This is a genomic window from Paraburkholderia yinzeri, from assembly GCF_046581065.1.
Lineage (GTDB): Bacteria > Pseudomonadota > Gammaproteobacteria > Burkholderiales > Burkholderiaceae > Paraburkholderia.
Genome location: NZ_JBFOCJ010000001.1, coordinates 1,002,075 through 1,019,563, shown reverse-complemented (window position 1 = coordinate 1,019,563; position 17,489 = coordinate 1,002,075). Strand labels below are relative to the sequence as shown.

At 59.4% G+C, this 17,489-nt stretch carries 9 protein-coding genes, 4 tRNA genes and 2 rRNA genes; all 15 read right to left on the bottom strand.

The features are described from left to right. Positions 1-86: 86 nt before the first annotated feature. The 15 genes from rpoC to WJ542_RS04840 all read right to left on the bottom strand — a co-directional run bounded on the left by rpoC (position 87) and on the right by WJ542_RS04840 (position 17,402). Positions 87-4,337, bottom strand: a complete 4,251-nt coding sequence (gene rpoC, locus WJ542_RS04910; protein WP_411188254.1) for a DNA-directed RNA polymerase subunit beta' — start codon at positions 4,335-4,337, stop codon at positions 87-89. A 21-nt stretch (positions 4,338-4,358) separates the two neighbouring features. Continuing rightward, positions 4,359-8,465 carry a DNA-directed RNA polymerase subunit beta gene (gene rpoB / locus WJ542_RS04905; RefSeq protein ID WP_411188253.1) on the bottom strand — a complete coding sequence of 1,369 codons (4,107 nt, stop codon included), beginning with the start codon at positions 8,463-8,465 and terminating at the stop codon, positions 4,359-4,361. A 376-nt stretch (positions 8,466-8,841) separates the two neighbouring features. Then, on the bottom strand, positions 8,842-9,219 hold the full coding sequence (rplL, locus tag WJ542_RS04900) for a 50S ribosomal protein L7/L12 (RefSeq protein WP_027797948.1): 378 nt from the start codon (positions 9,217-9,219) through the stop codon (positions 8,842-8,844). 78 nt (positions 9,220-9,297) lie between these two features. Continuing rightward, a complete protein-coding gene (gene rplJ, locus WJ542_RS04895) occupies positions 9,298-9,795 on the bottom strand; it encodes a 50S ribosomal protein L10 (protein WP_028229635.1) in 498 nt (165 codons plus the stop codon). A 312-nt stretch (positions 9,796-10,107) separates the two neighbouring features. Then, positions 10,108-10,803: a 50S ribosomal protein L1 gene (gene rplA, locus WJ542_RS04890; protein ID WP_411188252.1), complete on the bottom strand. Its 696-nt coding sequence runs from the start codon at positions 10,801-10,803 to the stop codon at positions 10,108-10,110. Next, complete coding sequence (rplK, locus tag WJ542_RS04885) at positions 10,804-11,235, bottom strand: 50S ribosomal protein L11 (protein ID WP_027797945.1); 432 nt, start codon at positions 11,233-11,235, stop codon at positions 10,804-10,806. 165 nt (positions 11,236-11,400) lie between these two features. Further along, positions 11,401-11,958: a transcription termination/antitermination protein NusG gene (gene nusG, locus WJ542_RS04880; protein ID WP_027797944.1), complete on the bottom strand. Its 558-nt coding sequence runs from the start codon at positions 11,956-11,958 to the stop codon at positions 11,401-11,403. Between the two features lies 1 nt (position 11,959). Next, the gene (secE, locus tag WJ542_RS04875) at positions 11,960-12,340 is read right to left on the bottom strand and encodes a preprotein translocase subunit SecE (protein WP_411188251.1); all 381 of its coding nucleotides are present in this window, start codon (positions 12,338-12,340) and stop codon (positions 11,960-11,962) included. Between the two features lie 38 nt (positions 12,341-12,378). Beyond that, positions 12,379-12,454: transfer RNA gene (locus WJ542_RS04870), tRNA-Trp, on the bottom strand. A gap of 63 nt (positions 12,455-12,517) precedes the next feature. Further along, on the bottom strand, positions 12,518-13,708 hold the full coding sequence (gene tuf, locus WJ542_RS04865; RefSeq protein ID WP_411188250.1) for an elongation factor Tu: 1,191 nt from the start codon (positions 13,706-13,708) through the stop codon (positions 12,518-12,520). 92 nt (positions 13,709-13,800) lie between these two features. After that, a tRNA-Thr gene (locus WJ542_RS04860) sits at positions 13,801-13,875 on the bottom strand. A 16-nt stretch (positions 13,876-13,891) separates the two neighbouring features. After that, a tRNA-Gly gene (locus WJ542_RS04855) sits at positions 13,892-13,965 on the bottom strand. 57 nt (positions 13,966-14,022) lie between these two features. Then, positions 14,023-14,108: transfer RNA gene (locus WJ542_RS04850), tRNA-Tyr, on the bottom strand. Positions 14,109-14,251: 143 nt separating this feature from the next. Further along, a 5S ribosomal RNA gene (rrf, locus tag WJ542_RS04845) occupies positions 14,252-14,365 on the bottom strand. A 156-nt stretch (positions 14,366-14,521) separates the two neighbouring features. Beyond that, a 23S ribosomal RNA gene (locus WJ542_RS04840) occupies positions 14,522-17,402 on the bottom strand. Positions 17,403-17,489 lie beyond the last annotated feature (87 nt).

The window sequence follows — 17,489 nt, the reverse complement described above, 5'->3', positions numbered from 1 at the left end:
AAAAAGCCGTCCGGTCGAAACCAGACGGCTTTGCGACGCCATCGCGGCGAAGTTTCGGCAAGAGGCGGCTGACGCCGCCCCGCTGCTTACTCGTCCGTCGTATGCGGCTGCTGCGGCTCCTCGACAGCCGGGGTTTCCGGCGTGCCGAAGTCGAACGCTTCTTCCGCTGCGATCTGGTCGAAACGCTCGCGATCCGACGATTCCTTCGCACGGCGCGCCTTGTGGAACGCGAGACCCGTACCGGCCGGAATCAGACGGCCGACGATCACGTTTTCCTTCAGGCCACGCAGATCGTCGCGCTTGCCCATGATCGCCGCTTCGGTCAGCACGCGGGTCGTTTCCTGGAACGACGCCGCCGAGATGAACGAGTCGGTCGAGAGCGAAGCCTTCGTGATACCGAGCAGCACGTTCTCGTACGTTGCCGGACGCTTGTCTTCCGCGTTCATCTTGTCGTTTTCGTCGAGCATGTCCGACCGCTCGACCTGTTCGCCAGGAATGAAACGCGTATCGCCGTTGTCGGTGATCTGCACGCGGCGCAGCATCTGACGCACGATCACTTCGATGTGCTTGTCGTTGATCTTCACGCCCTGCAGACGGTACACGTCCTGCACTTCGTCCACGATGTAGCGCGACAGCGCCTCGATACCCTGCAGACGCAGGATGTCGTGCGGATCGGCCGGGCCGTCCACGATCATTTCGCCCTTGTTGACGACCTGACCGTCGTGGACCAGCACCTGCTTTTCCTTCGCGATCAGGAACTCGTGCTGATTGCCTTCGAGGTCCGTGATGACGAGACGCTGCTTGCCCTTCGTGTCCTTGCCGAACGACGTCGTACCCGTGACTTCCGCCAGGATACCTGCGTCCTTCGGCGAACGTGCTTCGAACAGTTCCGCCACACGCGGCAGACCACCGGTAATGTCACGCGTCTTCTGCGCTTCGGTCGGGATACGTGCGAGCACTTCACCCACCTGAACCTGCTGACCGTCCTTCACGGTGATCAGCGCGCCCACCTGGAAGCCGATCTGCACCGAATGCTCCGTGCCCGGAATCTTCACTTCGTCGCCGTTCGCGTCGATCAGCTTGACCTGCGGACGCACGCTCTTCGAAGCCTGCGAACCGCGGCGCTTCACGTCGATCACGACGAGGGTCGACAGACCCGTGACGTCGTCGATCTGCTTCGCCACGGTCACGCCTTCCTCGACGTTTTCGAACTTCACCGTGCCACCGTACTCGGTGATGATCGGACGCGTGAGCGGATCCCACGTTGCGAGCTGCGCGCCGGCCTTGATCTGCGCACCGTCGAGCTGCAGCAGCGTCGCGCCGTACGGCACCTTGTGACGCTCGCGCTCGCGGCCGTGATCGTCGGCAATGATGGCTTCGCCCGAACGCGAGATGACGATCTGCTCGCCCTTCGCATTCGTGACGTAACGCATCGTCACCGTGAAGCGGACCGTACCGTTCGACTTGGCTTCCACCGACGAAGCCACCGCCGCACGCGACGCCGCGCCACCGATGTGGAACGTACGCATCGTGAGCTGCGTGCCCGGTTCGCCGATCGACTGTGCCGCGATCACGCCGACGGCTTCGCCGACGTTCACGCGCGAGCCGCGGCCGAGGTCGCGGCCGTAGCACGCTGCGCACAGGCCATAGCGCGTTTCGCAGGTGAGCGGCGTGCGCACGCGCACTTCGTCGATGCCGAGACGCTCGATCTCTTCGACCGAATCTTCGTCCAGCAGCGAGCCCGCTTCGTACAGCGTTTCCTGCGTTTCCGGATTGACGACGTCCGCCACCGCGACGCGGCCGAGAATACGGTCGCGCAGCGCTTCGACGACTTCACCGCCTTCCACGAGCGCCTTCATCGCCACGCCGTTCGACGTGCCGCAATCGTCCTCGACGACCACGAGATCCTGCGTCACGTCGACGAGACGACGCGTCAGGTAACCCGAGTTCGCGGTCTTCAGTGCCGTATCAGCCAGACCCTTACGTGCGCCGTGGGTCGAGATGAAGTACTGCAACACGTTCAAACCTTCGCGGAAGTTCGCGGTAATCGGCGTTTCGATAATCGAGCCGTCCGGCTTCGCCATCAGGCCACGCATACCCGCCAACTGACGGATCTGGACCGCGGAACCCCGCGCGCCCGAGTCGGCCATCATGTAGATCGAGTTGAACGATTCCTGACGCGTTTCCTTGCCGTCGCGGTCCACCACCGGTTCCGTCGCGAGCTGCTCCATCATCGCCTTGCCGACCGCTTCCGACGTTGCCGACCAGATGTCGACCACGTTGTTGTAGCGTTCCTGCGCGGTGACGAGACCCGACATGTACTGACGGTCGTACTCCTTCACCTTCTTTGCGGCGTCGCCGACAATGGTTTCCTTCTGCGGCGGCACGAGCATGTCGTCCACGCAGATCGAAATACCGGCGCGCGTAGCAAGACGGAAGCCCGACTGCATCAGCTGGTCGGCGAAGATCACCGTTTCGCGCAGACCGCACTTGCGGAACGCGGTGTTGATCAGACGCGAGATTTCCTTCTTCTTCAGCGGCTTGTTCAGCACCGTGAACGGCAGGCCCGGCGGCAGGATTTCCGACAGGATCGAGCGGCCGACCGTGGTCGCATACAGCGAGATCTTCGGCACGAACGCGGGTGCGCCTTCCGACTTGTCCTCGTTGTGGACCATTTCGGTAATACGCACGTTGACGCGCGAAGCCAGCTCGACTTCCTTGTTCTCGTACGCGCGGAGCACTTCCGACACGCCCGTGAACGTCATGCCTTCGCCCTTGCCGTTGACCGCTTCACGCGTGGCGTAGTACAGGCCCAGCACGATATCCTGCGACGGCACGATCGACGGATCGCCGTTGGCCGGGAACAGGACGTTGTTCGACGCAAGCATGAGCGTGCGCGCTTCCATCTGCGCTTCGAGCGACAGCGGAACGTGAACGGCCATCTGGTCACCGTCGAAGTCGGCGTTGAACGCCGCGCAAACGAGCGGGTGCAGCTGGATTGCCTTACCTTCGATCAGCACCGGCTCGAAAGCCTGGATACCGAGACGGTGAAGAGTAGGCGCACGGTTCAGCATGACCGGATGCTCGCGGATCACCTCTTCGAGGATGTCCCACACCACCGCCGTCTGGTTCTCGACTTCCTTCTTCGCCGCCTTGATGGTCGTGGCAACACCCATCGTTTCCAGCTTGTTGAAGATGAACGGCTTGAAGAGTTCGAGCGCCATCAGCTTCGGCAGACCGCACTGGTGCAGCTTGAGCGTCGGACCCACCACGATGACCGAACGGCCCGAGTAGTCCACGCGCTTGCCCAGCAGGTTCTGGCGGAAGCGGCCGCCCTTACCCTTGATCATGTCGGCGAGCGACTTGAGCGGACGCTTGTTCGCGCCCGTCATCGCCTTGCCGCGACGACCGTTGTCGAGCAGCGAGTCAACCGCTTCCTGGAGCATCCGCTTTTCGTTGCGGACGATGATCTCCGGCGCCTTGAGCTCGAGCAGACGCTTCAGACGGTTGTTGCGGTTGATGACGCGGCGATACAGATCGTTCAGGTCCGAGGTCGCGAAACGGCCGCCGTCGAGCGGCACGAGCGGACGCAGTTCCGGCGGCAGCACCGGCAGCACTTCGAGCACCATCCATTCGGGCTTGATGCCCGAACGCTGGAAGGCCTCGAGCACCTTCAGGCGCTTCGCGTACTTCTTGATCTTCGCTTCCGAGCCGGTGTTCTTCAGCTCCGTGCGCAGCGTCTCGACCTGCTCGTCGATGTTGATCGCGCGCAGCAGCTCGCGCACGCCTTCCGCGCCCATTTCGGCACGGAATTCGTCGCCGTATTCCTCGACCTTGTTGTAGTAATCCTCTTCGGTCATGATCTGACGCGCCTTCAGCGGCGTCATGCCCGGTTCGATCACCACGTACGCTTCGAAGTACAGCACGCGCTCGATGTCGCGCAGCGTCATGTCGAGCACCATGCCCAGACGCGACGGCAGCGACTTCAGGAACCAGATGTGCGCGACCGGCGAGGCCAGTTCGATGTGGCCCATGCGTTCGCGGCGCACCTTCGCCAGCGTGACTTCCACGCCGCACTTCTCGCAGATCACGCCACGGTGCTTCAGGCGCTTGTACTTGCCGCACAGGCACTCGTAGTCCTTGATCGGCCCGAAGATCTTCGCGCAGAACAGACCATCGCGTTCCGGCTTGAACGTCCGGTAGTTGATGGTCTCCGGCTTCTTCACTTCACCGAACGACCACGAGCGGATCTTGTCCGGCGAGGCCAGACCGATCTTGATCGCGTCGAAAACTTCTTCTTGTTGGACTTGCTTGAATAGATCGAGCAGAGCTTTCATTGCCTTCTCTCCGTAGTCCGATTAGTTGCGGTCGAGGTCGATGTCGATACCGAGCGAGCGGATTTCCTTCACCAGCACATTGAAGGATTCCGGCATGCCCGCGTCGATCACGTGGTCGCCCTTGACAAGGTTCTCGTACACCTTCGTCCGGCCCGTCACGTCGTCGGACTTCACCGTCAACATTTCCTGCAGCACATACGAAGCGCCATACGCTTCGAGCGCCCACACTTCCATTTCACCGAAACGCTGGCCACCGAACTGCGCCTTACCACCCAGCGGCTGCTGCGTGACGAGCGAGTACGGACCCGTCGAACGCGCGTGCATCTTGTCGTCGACAAGGTGGTGCAGCTTCAGGTAGTGCATGTAGCCCACGGTGACCGTACGCTCGAAGGCTTCACCCGTGCGGCCGTCGTACAGACGCACCTGGTTCTTCGACTTCGTCATGCCGAGGTTCTGCGCGATATCGTCCGGATAGGCGAGATCGAGCATCTTCGACATTTCTTCTTCGGTCGCACCGTCGAACACCGGCGTCGCGAACGGCACGCCTTCACGCAGATTCCGCGCGAGTTCGAGAATCTCGTCGTCGCTGAAGCTGTCCAGATCTTCCGCGTGACCCGACTCGTTGTAGATCTTCGTGAGGAACGCGCGCACTTCCGCGATCTTCGTCTGACGCTGCAGCATTTCGCCGATACGCCAGCCAAGACCCTTCGCGGCCCAGCCGAGATGCACTTCGAGAACCTGACCCACGTTCATCCGTGACGGCACGCCGAGCGGGTTCAGCACGACGTCGGCCGGACGGCCATCAGCCATGTACGGCATGTCTTCGATCGGAACGATCTTCGACACGACACCCTTGTTACCGTGACGGCCGGCCATCTTGTCGCCAGGCTGCAGACGGCGCTTCACCGCGAGGTACACCTTGACCATCTTCAGCACGCCCGGCGGCAGTTCGTCGCCTTGCGTGAGCTTCTTGCGCTTCTCTTCGAACGCGAGGTCGAACTGGTGGCGCTTCTCTTCGATCGAGTTCTTGATCGCTTCAAGCTGGGCCGCGGCTTCTTCGTCGGCGAGGCGGATGTCGAACCAGTGGTAGTGGTCGAGATCGCTCAGATAAGCCTGATCGATCTTCGTGCCCTTCGCGAGCTTCTTCGGACCGCCGTTCGCCACCTTGCCGTCGAGCATGCGCGCGAGACGCTGGAACGCGTCGCCTTCCACGATGCGCAACTGGTCGTTCAGGTCGAGGCGATAGCGCTTCAGTTCATCGTCGATGATCTGTTGCGCACGCTTGTCGCGCTGGATGCCTTCACGCGTGAACACCTGCACGTCGATGACCGTGCCGCTCATGCCCGAGGGCACGCGCAGCGACGTATCCTTCACGTCCGAAGCCTTCTCGCCAAAGATCGCTCGCAGCAGCTTTTCTTCCGGCGTGAGCTGGGTTTCGCCCTTCGGCGTGACCTTGCCCACGAGCACGTCGCCCGCTTCGACTTCCGCGCCGATGTACACGATGCCCGACTCGTCGAGACGGCCAAGCTGCACTTCCGCGAGGTTCGAAATGTCGCGCGTGATTTCTTCCGGTCCGAGCTTCGTGTCGCGCGCAACGACATTCAGTTCTTCGATGTGGATCGACGTGTAGCGATCGTCCGCAACCACCTTCTCCGAGATCAGGATCGAGTCTTCGAAGTTGTAGCCATTCCACGGCATGAACGCGATCAGCATGTTCTGGCCGAGCGCGAGCTCGCCCAGATCGGTCGATGCGCCGTCAGCCAGCACGTCGCCGCGCGCAACCTTGTCGCCCATCTTCACGATCGGACGCTGGTTGATGTTCGTGTTCTGGTTCGAACGCGTGTACTTGATGAGGTTGTAAATGTCCACGCCGACTTCACCGGCGACGGCTTCATCATCGTTCACGCGAATCACGATACGGCCTGCGTCGACGTAATCGACCACGCCACCACGCAGCGCCTGAACCGTCGTGCCCGAGTCAACCGCAACCGTACGCTCGATGCCCGTACCGACGACCGGCTTTTCCGGACGCAGGCAAGGCACGGCCTGACGCTGCATGTTCGAACCCATCAGTGCACGGTTCGCGTCGTCGTGCTCGAGGAACGGAATCAGCGAAGCTGCAACCGAGACGATCTGCGACGGCGCCACGTCCATGTACTGGATGCGGTCCGGCGTGACCATCAGCGTTTCGCCGGCTTCACGCGACGAGACGAGTTCGTCGGTCAGCGTACCGTCGTCGGCCACTGCCGCGTTCGCCTGAGCGATCACGTAACGGCCTTCTTCGATTGCCGACAGATAGTCGATCTGGTCGGTCACCTTGCCGTCCGCGACCTTGCGATACGGCGTTTCGAGGAAGCCGTATTCGTTCAGGTGAGCGTACAGAGCGAGCGAGTTGATCAGACCAATGTTCGGACCTTCCGGCGTCTCGATCGGGCACACACGGCCATAGTGGGTCGGGTGCACGTCGCGGACTTCGAAGCCTGCGCGCTCACGCGTCAGACCGCCCGGGCCCAGTGCGGAAACACGACGCTTGTGCGTGATTTCCGAGAGCGGGTTGGTCTGGTCCATGAACTGCGAGAGCTGCGACGAACCGAAGAACTCGCGAATCGCCGACGAAATCGGCTTCGAGTTGATCAGGTCGTGCGGCATCAGGTTTTCGCTTTCGGCCTGGCCGAGGCGTTCCTTCACTGCACGCTCGACACGCACGAGACCCGCGCGGAACTGATTTTCCGCGAGTTCGCCCACGCAACGCACACGACGGTTGCCGAGGTGGTCGATGTCGTCCACTTCGCCCTTGCCGTTGCGCAGTTCGACGAGGATCTTGATCGTCGCGAGAATGTCGTCATCCTGCAGCGTCATCGGGCCGACGATTTCGTCGCGGCCGACACGGCGGTTGAACTTCATACGACCCACCTTCGAGAGGTCGTACGCTTCTTCGCTGTAGAACAGACGATTGAACAGGGCCTCGACCGCTTCTTCGGTCGGCGGCTCGCCCGGACGCATCATGCGGTAGATCGCGATGCGCGCAGCCGTTTGATCGGCGGTTTCATCGATACGCAGCGTCGACGAGATGTACGGCCCCTGGTCCAGATCGTTCGTGTAGAGCGTCTGGATGTCCTTGATCTTCGCTTCGCGCAGCTTGTCGAGCACGCTTTCGGTGATTTCGTCGTTCGCGTTCGCGATCACTTCGCCCGTGTCGCCGTCGACGACGTTCTTCGCGAGAACGCGGCCGAGCAGATAATCTTCGGGGACCGAAATGAACGTCGTCTTCGCGTTTTCGAGGTCGCGGATGTGCTTCGCGTTGATCCGCTTGTCCTTCTGGACGATGACCTTGCCTTCGCGATCGCTAATGTCGAAGCGCGCAACTTCGCCGCGCAGACGCTCCGGCACGAACTCCATCTGCGCGCCTTCCGGCATCAGCGTGAAGTTGTCGAACACGAAGAAGTTCGCGAGGATCTGTTCCGGCGTGAGGCCGATGGCCTTCAGCAGGATCGTGACCGGCATCTTGCGGCGACGGTCGACGCGGAAGTACAGCACGTCCTTCGGATCGAACTCGAAATCGAGCCACGAGCCGCGGTAAGGAATGATACGGGCCGAGAAGAGCAGCTTGCCCGAGCTGTGCGTCTTGCCCTTGTCGTGTTCGAAGAACACGCCAGGCGAACGGTGTAGCTGCGAGACGATGACACGCTCGGTACCGTTGATGACGAACGAGCCCGTCGGCGTCATAAGCGGAATTTCGCCCATGTACACTTCCTGCTCCTTCACTTCCTTGACGACCGGCTTGCTCGGCGATTCCTTGTCGAGCAGGACGAGACGCACCTTGGCGCGCAGCGCCGAGCAGTACGTCAGGCCACGCTGCTGGCATTCCTTGATGTTGAATGCCGGCGGCGACAGCATGTAGCTGACGAACTCTAGACGAGCAAAGCCGTTATGGGAAACAATAGGAAAAACGGACGTAAACGCAGCCTGCAGACCTTCCGGTTTGCGTTGTACGGTCGGCGTTTCTGCTTGCAGAAACGTGCTGAATGATTCAAGCTGGGTAGCCAGCAGGAAAGGAACCTGGTGAACGATGGGGCGCTTCGCGAAACTCTTGCGAATACGCTTCTTCTCGGTGAAGGAATATTGCATACGATCTCCGAATCACGGCGGGTAGGACGACCCGAGTGTTCACCGACTGAGACCCGATGGCTGCGCGAGCCCTGGAAGCTTGGTGGTTGGCCTCTACCAACCGCTGGCTGACGGCAACGGATTTCGGCTTGTCATAACTTGCCCGCTGCCCGACCAAACTTGCCTTCTGCAGTCGCTTCAGAAGACAAAGAGAAGCGTCGTGCGCCTGGATAGTGCCCTTGCAGCTTGCACCCGGCGAAAGACGTTTTTCTTTGGCTTCTGGGTTCCGCATCCTGCCTCCGACTCCTGAAAAATCGAACACAAAAACGCAGAATCCACAAAGCACAAAAAGGCCGGCGGTGTAAAAACCGCCAGCCTTCGCACAGCGCGCTGAAACTTACTTGATTTCAGCCTTCGCGCCGGCTTCTTCCAGCTTCTTCTTCGCTTCTTCAGCAGCGGCCTTGGGCACCGCTTCCTTCACGGGCTTCGGTGCACCGTCGACCAGATCCTTCGCTTCCTTCAGGCCGAGACCCGTCAGTTCGCGAACGGCCTTGATGACCGACACCTTGTTTGCGCCTGCTTCAAGCAGGTTGACCGTGAATTCGGTCTGCTCTTCAGCAGCTGCAGCTGCACCAGCGCCGCCTGCCGGGCCAGCGACTGCCACAGCAGCTGCCGACACGCCAAACTTCTCTTCGAAAGCCTTGACCAGTTCGTTCAGTTCGAGAACCGACATCGAGCCAACGGCTTCGAGGATGTCTTCTTTTGCGATTGCCATTTGAAATTACTCCAGATTTGAATTCGGAAACAGCTAGCGATCCTTCTCGCTTGCCTGTGTTCGTTCGCTGACCTGAAATCAGGCAGCTTCTGCTTGCTTCTTTTCCGCCAGCGCGGCCAGGGCGCGCGCCATACCGGAAACCGGAGCTTGCATAACGAACAGCAGCTTCGAGAGCAGTTCTTCGCGGCTCGGGATGCTGGCCAGCGCTTGCACGCCTGCCTTGTCCATCACCTTGCCTTCGTAGGAACCGGCCTTGATGATCAACTTGTCATTGCCTTTGGCGAAGTCATTGACGACCTTCGCTGCAGCAATGGCATCTTCCGAGATGCCGTAGATCAGGGGACCAGTCATCTGCTCTGCCAGCGGAGCAAACGGGGTACCTTCAACGGCGCGACGCGCCAGCGTGTTCTTCAACACGCGGAGGTACACCTGCTGCTCGCGCGCTTTCGCGCGCAGCTTGGTCAGATCGCCAACCGCGATTCCACGATACTCGGCCAACACGACGGTCTGAGCCTTCGCGACTTGCGCGGAGACTTCAGCGACGACGGCCTGCTTACCTTCTTTGTTCAGTGGCACGGTTAACCTCCAGATTCGACACCCAACGCTTTCACGCCAGATGCCGCATTCAACAACGGCGACCGACCAGTCCGGAGTAACTCAGTTTGCGTTTGTGGACGTTGCCGCCCGCTCCCGCTCGCTACAGCACTTCAAAACCTTTTCGGGTTCGCCATCTGCGTTGGCTTTGCATTAAGGAAACACCCAACTGCTGCATTTCCGCCAACGGTCTTTGACAACCGGTTGCACGATGCGAGACTGCCAGCGCACAACCGCCCAAAGCCCTTTAAATCCGCGCTGCGACCCTTTTGGGACCGCAGCGCGGCAAAACTATTACGCTGCGAGCGACGACTGATCGACGCGAACGCCGACGCCCATCGTGCTCGAAACTGCGATCTTGCGCAGGTACACGCCCTTGCTCGTCGCCGGCTTTGCCTTGGTCAGGGCGTCGAGGAGCGCGTCCAGGTTGCTGCGCAGCGCTGCCGGCTCAAACGATGCACGGCCAATGGTCGCGTGGATGATACCGGCCTTGTCGACACGGAACTGCACCTGACCCGCCTTCGCGTTCTTGACCGCGGTGGCGACGTCCGGCGTCACGGTGCCGACCTTCGGGTTCGGCATCAGGCCGCGCGGGCCGAGGATTTGACCGAGCGTACCGACGACGCGCATCGTGTCCGGCGAAGCGATCACGATGTCGAAGTTCAGATTGCCACCCTTGATCTGCTCGGCGAGGTCTTCCATGCCGACGATTTCGGCGCCGGCTGCGCGAGCTTGTTCAGCCTTTTCACCTTGCGCGAACACGGCAACGCGAACCGACTTGCCGGTGCCTGCGGGCAGCACGACCGAGCCGCGAACGACCTGGTCCGACTTCTTCGCATCGATGCCGAGCTGGACCGCGACGTCGACCGACTCGTCGAACTTCGCCGTGGCGCATTCCTTCACGAGCGACAGTGCGTCGGCGATCGGGTACAGCTTCTGGCTGTCGACCTTGGCAGCGAGTGCCTTTTGACGCTTCGAAACCTTAGCCATTTACACGCCCTCCACGACGATGCCCATCGAGCGGGCGCTACCAGCGATCGTGCGGACCGCTGCGTCCATATCCGCTGCCGTAAGATCCGGCATCTTGGTCTTGGCGATTTCTTCAGCCTGAGCGCGCGTGATCGTGGCGACCTTGTCGGTGTGCGGCTTGGCCGAACCCTTGTCGACCTTCGCTGCCTTCTTGATCAGAACCGTAGCCGGCGGCGTCTTCAGGATGAACGTGAAGCTCTTGTCCGCGAATGCCGTGATAACGACCGGCACCGGCAGCCCCGGCTCCATCGCTTGAGTCTGCGCGTTGAACGCCTTGCAGAACTCCATGATGTTCAGACCGCGCTGGCCCAGTGCGGGACCGACCGGCGGCGACGGGTTGGCTTTACCTGCAGGAATCTGCAGCTTGATAAAGCCGATGATTTTCTTTGCCATGTTGAAAACCTCGTTGGAACGCGTAAGCGTTCAGGTGAGTGATAGCGCGCTTTCGTCCGGCGTACTACCGCTGCTGGACTACTGACGCTCCTCTACGGCCATAACGCGGACCGTAAGCGCGAAAGAACGGGCCGCATCCGTAGACGCGACCCGTTGGAATTCGATTTACAGCTTTTCGACCTGGCCGAATTCGAGTTCGACCGGTGTGGCACGACCGAAAATGGTGACGGAAACCCGAACGCGCGATTTTTCGTAGTTCACTTCTTCGACGCTGCCATTGAAGTCCGTGAACGGACCGTCCTTCACACGAACCATCTCGCCGACTTCAAACAGGGTCTTGGGACGCGGCTTCTCCACGCCCTCCTGCATCTGCGACATGATCTTTTCGACTTCGCGCGGCGAAATCGGGCTCGGGCGATTACGTGCCCCGCCGACGAAACCGGTCACCTTCGCCGTGTTCTTCACGAGGTGCCACGTTTCGTCCGTCATTTCCATCTCGACCAGAACATAGCCCGGGAAGAAACGACGTTCGGTCACCGATTTGTGACCACCCTTTACCTCGACGACTTCTTCAGTCGGGACGAGGATCTGGCCAAACTTGTCCTGCATGCCGGCACGGTCGATGCGCTCTTGAAGCGCACGTTGCACGCTCTTCTCCATGCCGGAGTAGGCGTGCACGACGTACCAACGTTTTCCGCTCGGGGATGCCGGTGTATCGCTCATATCATTTCCAACCCAGAATCGCCGAGAAAATCACCCATTCGATGGATTTGTCGCAAATCCACAGAAAGATGGCCATGGCCAGCACAAAGCCGAAGACCACAAGCGTTGTCTGCGTGGCCTCTTTGCGGGTCGGCCAGACGACCTTGCGAACTTCTTTGTACGAGTCTTTGGCAAACGCGATGAAGCTCTTGCCGGGCGCCGAGAGAAGACCGACTACCACCCCCGCGATGACGCCAACTGCCAGTACGGCACCGCGGACATACCACTCCTGGCTACCGAGCCAGTAGAACCCTACGAACCCGGCCAACACCAACAATACGCCCGCCGCAAGCATCAGCTTGTCGCTGGAAGTATTAACAGTTTCGACGGAAGGATTCGCCATAACACCTTAAAGAACAACGCGCTTAAGGCGCGATACGTTGGCAGGGGCAGAGGGAATCGAACCCCCAACCTTCGGTTTTGGAGACCGACGCTCTGCCAGTTGAGCTATACCCCTAAACCATTTTGGGGTTGGCGGCTTCGCCAACCCCGGAAACAACCGGTCAACGAGCTAACTGGCTTACTCGATAACCTTGGCGACGACACCTGCGCCGACGGTACGGCCACCTTCGCGGATCGCGAAGCGCAGACCTTCTTCCATCGCGATCGGCGCAATCAGCTTCACCGTGATCGACACGTTGTCGCCCGGCATCACCATTTCCTTGTCCTTCGGCAGCTCGATCGAGCCCGTCACGTCCGTCGTACGGAAGTAGAACTGCGGACGGTAGTTGTTGAAGAACGGCGTGTGACGGCCGCCTTCGTCCTTGCTCAGCACGTACACTTCGGCCGTGAAGTGCGTGTGCGGCGTGATCGAACCCGGCTTCGCCAGCACCTGGCCACGCTCCACGTCTTCACGCTTCGTGCCGCGCAGCAGGATACCCACGTTGTCGCCCGCCTGACCCTGGTCGAGCAGCTTGCGGAACATTTCCACGCCCGTGCAGGTCGTCTTCACCGTCGGCTTGATACCGACAATCTCGATTTCCTCGCCAACCTTCACCACGCCGCGCTCGATACGACCCGTCACCACCGTGCCGCGACCCGAGATCGAGAACACGTCTTCCACCGGCATCAGGAACGCACCGTCAACCGCGCGCTCCGGCGTCGGGATGTACGTGTCCAGCGCGTCGGCCAGGTTCATGATCGCCACTTCGCCCAGCTCGCCCGTGTCGCCTTCCAGCGCCAGCTTCGCCGAACCCTTGATGATCGGCGTGTCGTCGCCCGGGAAGTCGTACTTCGACAGAAGTTCGCGCACTTCCATTTCGACCAGCTCGAGCAGCTCCGCGTCGTCCACCATGTCGCACTTGTTCAGGAACACGATGATGTACGGCACGCCAACCTGGCGGGCCAGCAGGATGTGCTCACGCGTCTGCGGCATCGGGCCGTCGGCGGCCGAGCACACCAGGATCGCGCCGTCCATCTGCGCGGCACCCGTGATCATGTTCTTCACATAGTCGGCGTGGCCCGGGCAGTCAACGTGCGCGTAGTGGCGGTTCGCCGTTTCGTACTCGACGTGCGCCGTGTTGATGGTAATACCACGGGCCTTTTCTTCCGGCGCCGCGTCGATCTGGTCGTACGCCTTGGCTTCGCCACCGAACTTCTTGGTCAGAACCGTCGTGATCGCTGCCGTCAGCGTGGTCTTGCCGTGGTCAACGTGACCGATCGTGCCCACGTTCACGTGCGGCTTCGTCCGCTCAAACTTACCCTTGGCCATATTCGACTCCTAAGAGGATTTTCCGTACGTTGCGCGGGGCGCGCAAACAATCACTGGTCTTGCTGGTGCAGACTGATACCGCTGTGTCCAACTGGTGCCCATGGGCAGGATCGAACTGCCGACCTCTCCCTTACCAAGGGAGTGCTCTACCACTGAGCCACATGGGCATTTACTTCACTTTGCTGGAGCGGGTGAAGGGAATCGAACCCTCGTCGTAAGCTTGGAAGGCTTCTGCTCTACCATTGAGCTACACCCGCGAGGTTCGCCGATTTTGTCGGCTAACGCCGATTCCCGACACTACTTCAGCTGAATTCTGGTGGAGGAGGTTGGATTCGAACCAACGTAGGCGTAAGCCAACAGATTTACAGTCTGCCCCCTTTAGCCACTCGGGCACCCCTCCGCAGAGAGCTGATGATTATGGGGGAACATCCGCTAAGTGTCAAGCACTTTGTTCGGAGCAGAACCCACAACGCTCTCACTTATAGGGCTAGAACAAAAGCAAAAACCCCGGCTTGTGAGGGCCGGGGTTCTGCTGGATAAGGAGCCTGACGATTACCTACTTTCACACGGGCAATCCGCACTATCATCGGCGTGGAGCTGTTTCACGGTCCTGTTCGGGATGGGAAGGGGTGGGACCAGCTCGCTATGGTCATCAGGCATGACGGGTTGCTGCGTCGCAGTTTCCTGCGCCACAGCCAGTCGGGAAGAAGCGTAAAGAGGTTTCTTGTTGGGGTTGTGTTGTTTGTGGCACAACACCGATCTCTCAACCTGTGCGCACTTCACTCCACGTCGGGAGCGAGGCACACCTGTTATAGGATCAAGCCTTACGGGCAATTAGTATCAGTTAGCTTAACGCATTACTGCGCTTCCACACCTGACCTATCAACGTCCTGGTCTCGAACGACCCTTCAAGGAGCTCGAAGCTCCGGGGAAGTCTCATCTTGAGGCGAGTTTCCCGCTTAGATGCTTTCAGCGGTTATCTCTTCCGAACATAGCTACCCGGCAATGCCACTGGCGTGACAACCGGTACACCAGAGGTTCGTCCACTCCGGTCCTCTCGTACTAGGAGCAGGCCCCCTCAAACTTCCAGCGCCCACGGCAGATAGGGACCAAACTGTCTCACGACGTTTTAAACCCAGCTCACGTACCTCTTTAAATGGCGAACAGCCATACCCTTGGGACCGGCTACAGCCCCAGGATGAGATGAGCCGACATCGAGGTGCCAAACACCGCCGTCGATATGAACTCTTGGGCGGTATCAGCCTGTTATCCCCAGAGTACCTTTTATCCGTTGAGCGATGGCCCTTCCATACAGAACCACCGGATCACTATGACCTGCTTTCGCACCTGTTCGACTTGTCAGTCTCACAGTCAAGCACGCTTATGCCATTGCACTATCAGCACGATTTCCGACCGTACCTAGCGTACCTTCGTACTCCTCCGTTACCCTTTGGGAGGAGACCGCCCCAGTCAAACTGCCTGCCATGCACTGTCCCCGATCCGGATTCACGGACCAGGGTTAGAACCTCAAACAGATCAGGGTGGTATTTCAAGGACGGCTCCACGAGAACTGGCGTTCCCGCTTCACAGCCTCCCACCTATCCTACACAAACCGGTTCAAAGTCCAATGCAAAGCTGCAGTAAAGGTTCATGGGGTCTTTCCGTCTAGCCGCGGGGAGATTGCATCATCACAAACACTTCAACTTCGCTGAGTCTCGGGAGGAGACAGTGTGGCCATCGTTACGCCATTCGTGCAGGTCGGAACTTACCCGACAAGGAATTTCGCTACCTTAGGACCGTTATAGTTACGGCCGCCGTTTACCGGGACTTCAATCAAGAGCTTGCACCCCATCATTTAATCTTCCGGCACCGGGCAGGCGTCACACCCTATACGTCCACTTTCGTGTTTGCAGAGTGCTGTGTTTTTATTAAACAGTCGCAGCCACCAGTTTATTGCAACCCCTTCACCCTTCCGGCGCAGGCCGGTCAAGCTACCAGGGCGTACCTTATCCCGAAGTTACGGTACCAATTTGCCGAGTTCCTTCTCCCGAGTTCTCTCAAGCGCCTTAGAATACTCATCTCGCCCACCTGTGTCGGTTTGCGGTACGGTCAACGTGAAACTGAAGCTTAGAGGCTTTTCCTGGAACCCCTTCCAGTTGCTTCGCTTCCGAAGAAGCTCGCGCCACACCCTTGAATCCTGCGCCCGGATTTGCCAAAGCGCCTTCTCCAATGCAGCGACCGGGACTTCCAACACCCGGACAACCTTCCGCGATCCGTCCCCCCATCGCATTTCACGCCGGTGCAGGAATATTGACCTGCTTCCCATCAGCTACGCATTTCTGCCTCGCCTTAGGGGCCGACTCACCCTACGCCGATGAACGTTGCGTAGGAAACCTTGGGCTTACGGCGAGGGGGCCTTTCACCCCCTTTATCGCTACTCATGTCAGCATTCGCACTTCTGATACCTCCAGCACACCTTCCGGTGCACCTTCGCAGGCTTACAGAACGCTCTCCTACCATGCACATAAATGTGCATCCGCAGCTTCGGTATATGGCTTAGCCCCGTTACATCTTCCGCGCAGGACGACTCGATCAGTGAGCTATTACGCTTTCTTTAAAGGGTGGCTGCTTCTAAGCCAACCTCCTGACTGTTTTAGCCTTCCCACTTCGTTTCCCACTTAGCCATATTTGGGGACCTTAGCTGGCGGTCTGGGTTGTTTCCCTCTTGACACCGGACGTTAGCACCCGATGTCTGTCTCCCGTGATTGCACTCTTCGGTATTCGGAGTTTGCTATGGCGAAGTAATCCGCAATGGACCCTTCAACCATGACAGTGCTCTACCCCCGAAGGTGAGACACGAGGCACTACCTAAATAGTTTTCGGAGAGAACCAGCTATTTCCAGGTTTGTTTAGCCTTTCACCCCTATCCACAGCTCATCCCCTAACTTTTCAACGTTAGTGGGTTCGGTCCTCCAGCACGTGTTACCGTGCCTTCAACCTGGCCATGGATAGATCACCTGGTTTCGGGTCTACACCCAGCGACTAATCGCCCTGTTCGGACTCGCTTTCGCTACGCCTGCCCTATCCGGTTAAGCTCGCCACTGAATGTAAGTCGCTGACCCATTATACAAAAGGTACGCCGTCACCCCTTGCGAGGCTCCGACTGTTTGTATGCATGCGGTTTCAGGATCTGTTTCACTCCCCTCCCGGGGTTCTTTTCGCCTTTCCCTCACGGTACTGGTTCACTATCGGTCGATCACGAGTATTTAGCCTTGGAGGATGGTCCCCCCATCTTCAGACAGGATTTCACGTGTCCCGCCCTACTTGTCGTACACCCAGTTCTTCCAATCTGTTTTCGCCTACGGGGCTATCACCCGCTATGGCCACACTTTCCAGAGTGTTTGGCTAACAGTTCAGATAAAGAGTACAGGCTGATCCCATTTCGCTCGCCACTACTCTGGGAATCTCGGTTGATTTCTTTTCCTGCGGCTACTTAGATGTTTCAGTTCGCCGCGTTCGCTTCACGTAGCCTATGGATTCAGCTACGGATACTCCATACGGAGTGGGTTTCCCCATTCGGACATCCCCGGATCAAAGCTTGTTTGCCAGCTCCCCGGGGCTTTTCGCAGGCTACCGCGTCCTTCATCGCCTGTGATCGCCAAGGCATCCACCACATGCACTTGTTCGCTTGACCCTATAACGGGTGTGTCTCTTTCGTGTTGCCACGTCCGGACTCACTCGCTACAGGCTGAGTTTTCGCGTTGTGCCGTATTCCAAAGCA

Coding starts and splice junctions, on each gene's coding strand:
- rpoC (WP_411188254.1), bottom strand. CDS start 4,337: ATGAAAGCTCTGCTCGATCTATTCAAGCAAGTCCAACAAGAAGAAGTT.
- rpoB (WP_411188253.1), bottom strand. CDS start 8,465: ATGCAATATTCCTTCACCGAGAAGAAGCGTATTCGCAAGAGTTTCGCG.
- rplL (WP_027797948.1), bottom strand. CDS start 9,219: ATGGCAATCGCAAAAGAAGACATCCTCGAAGCCGTTGGCTCGATGTCG.
- rplA (WP_411188252.1), bottom strand. CDS start 10,803: ATGGCTAAGGTTTCGAAGCGTCAAAAGGCACTCGCTGCCAAGGTCGAC.
- rplK (WP_027797945.1), bottom strand. CDS start 11,235: ATGGCAAAGAAAATCATCGGCTTTATCAAGCTGCAGATTCCTGCAGGT.
- nusG (WP_027797944.1), bottom strand. CDS start 11,958: ATGAGCGATACACCGGCATCCCCGAGCGGAAAACGTTGGTACGTCGTG.
- secE (WP_411188251.1), bottom strand. CDS start 12,340: ATGGCGAATCCTTCCGTCGAAACTGTTAATACTTCCAGCGACAAGCTG.
- tuf (WP_411188250.1), bottom strand. CDS start 13,708: ATGGCCAAGGGTAAGTTTGAGCGGACGAAGCCGCACGTGAACGTGGGC.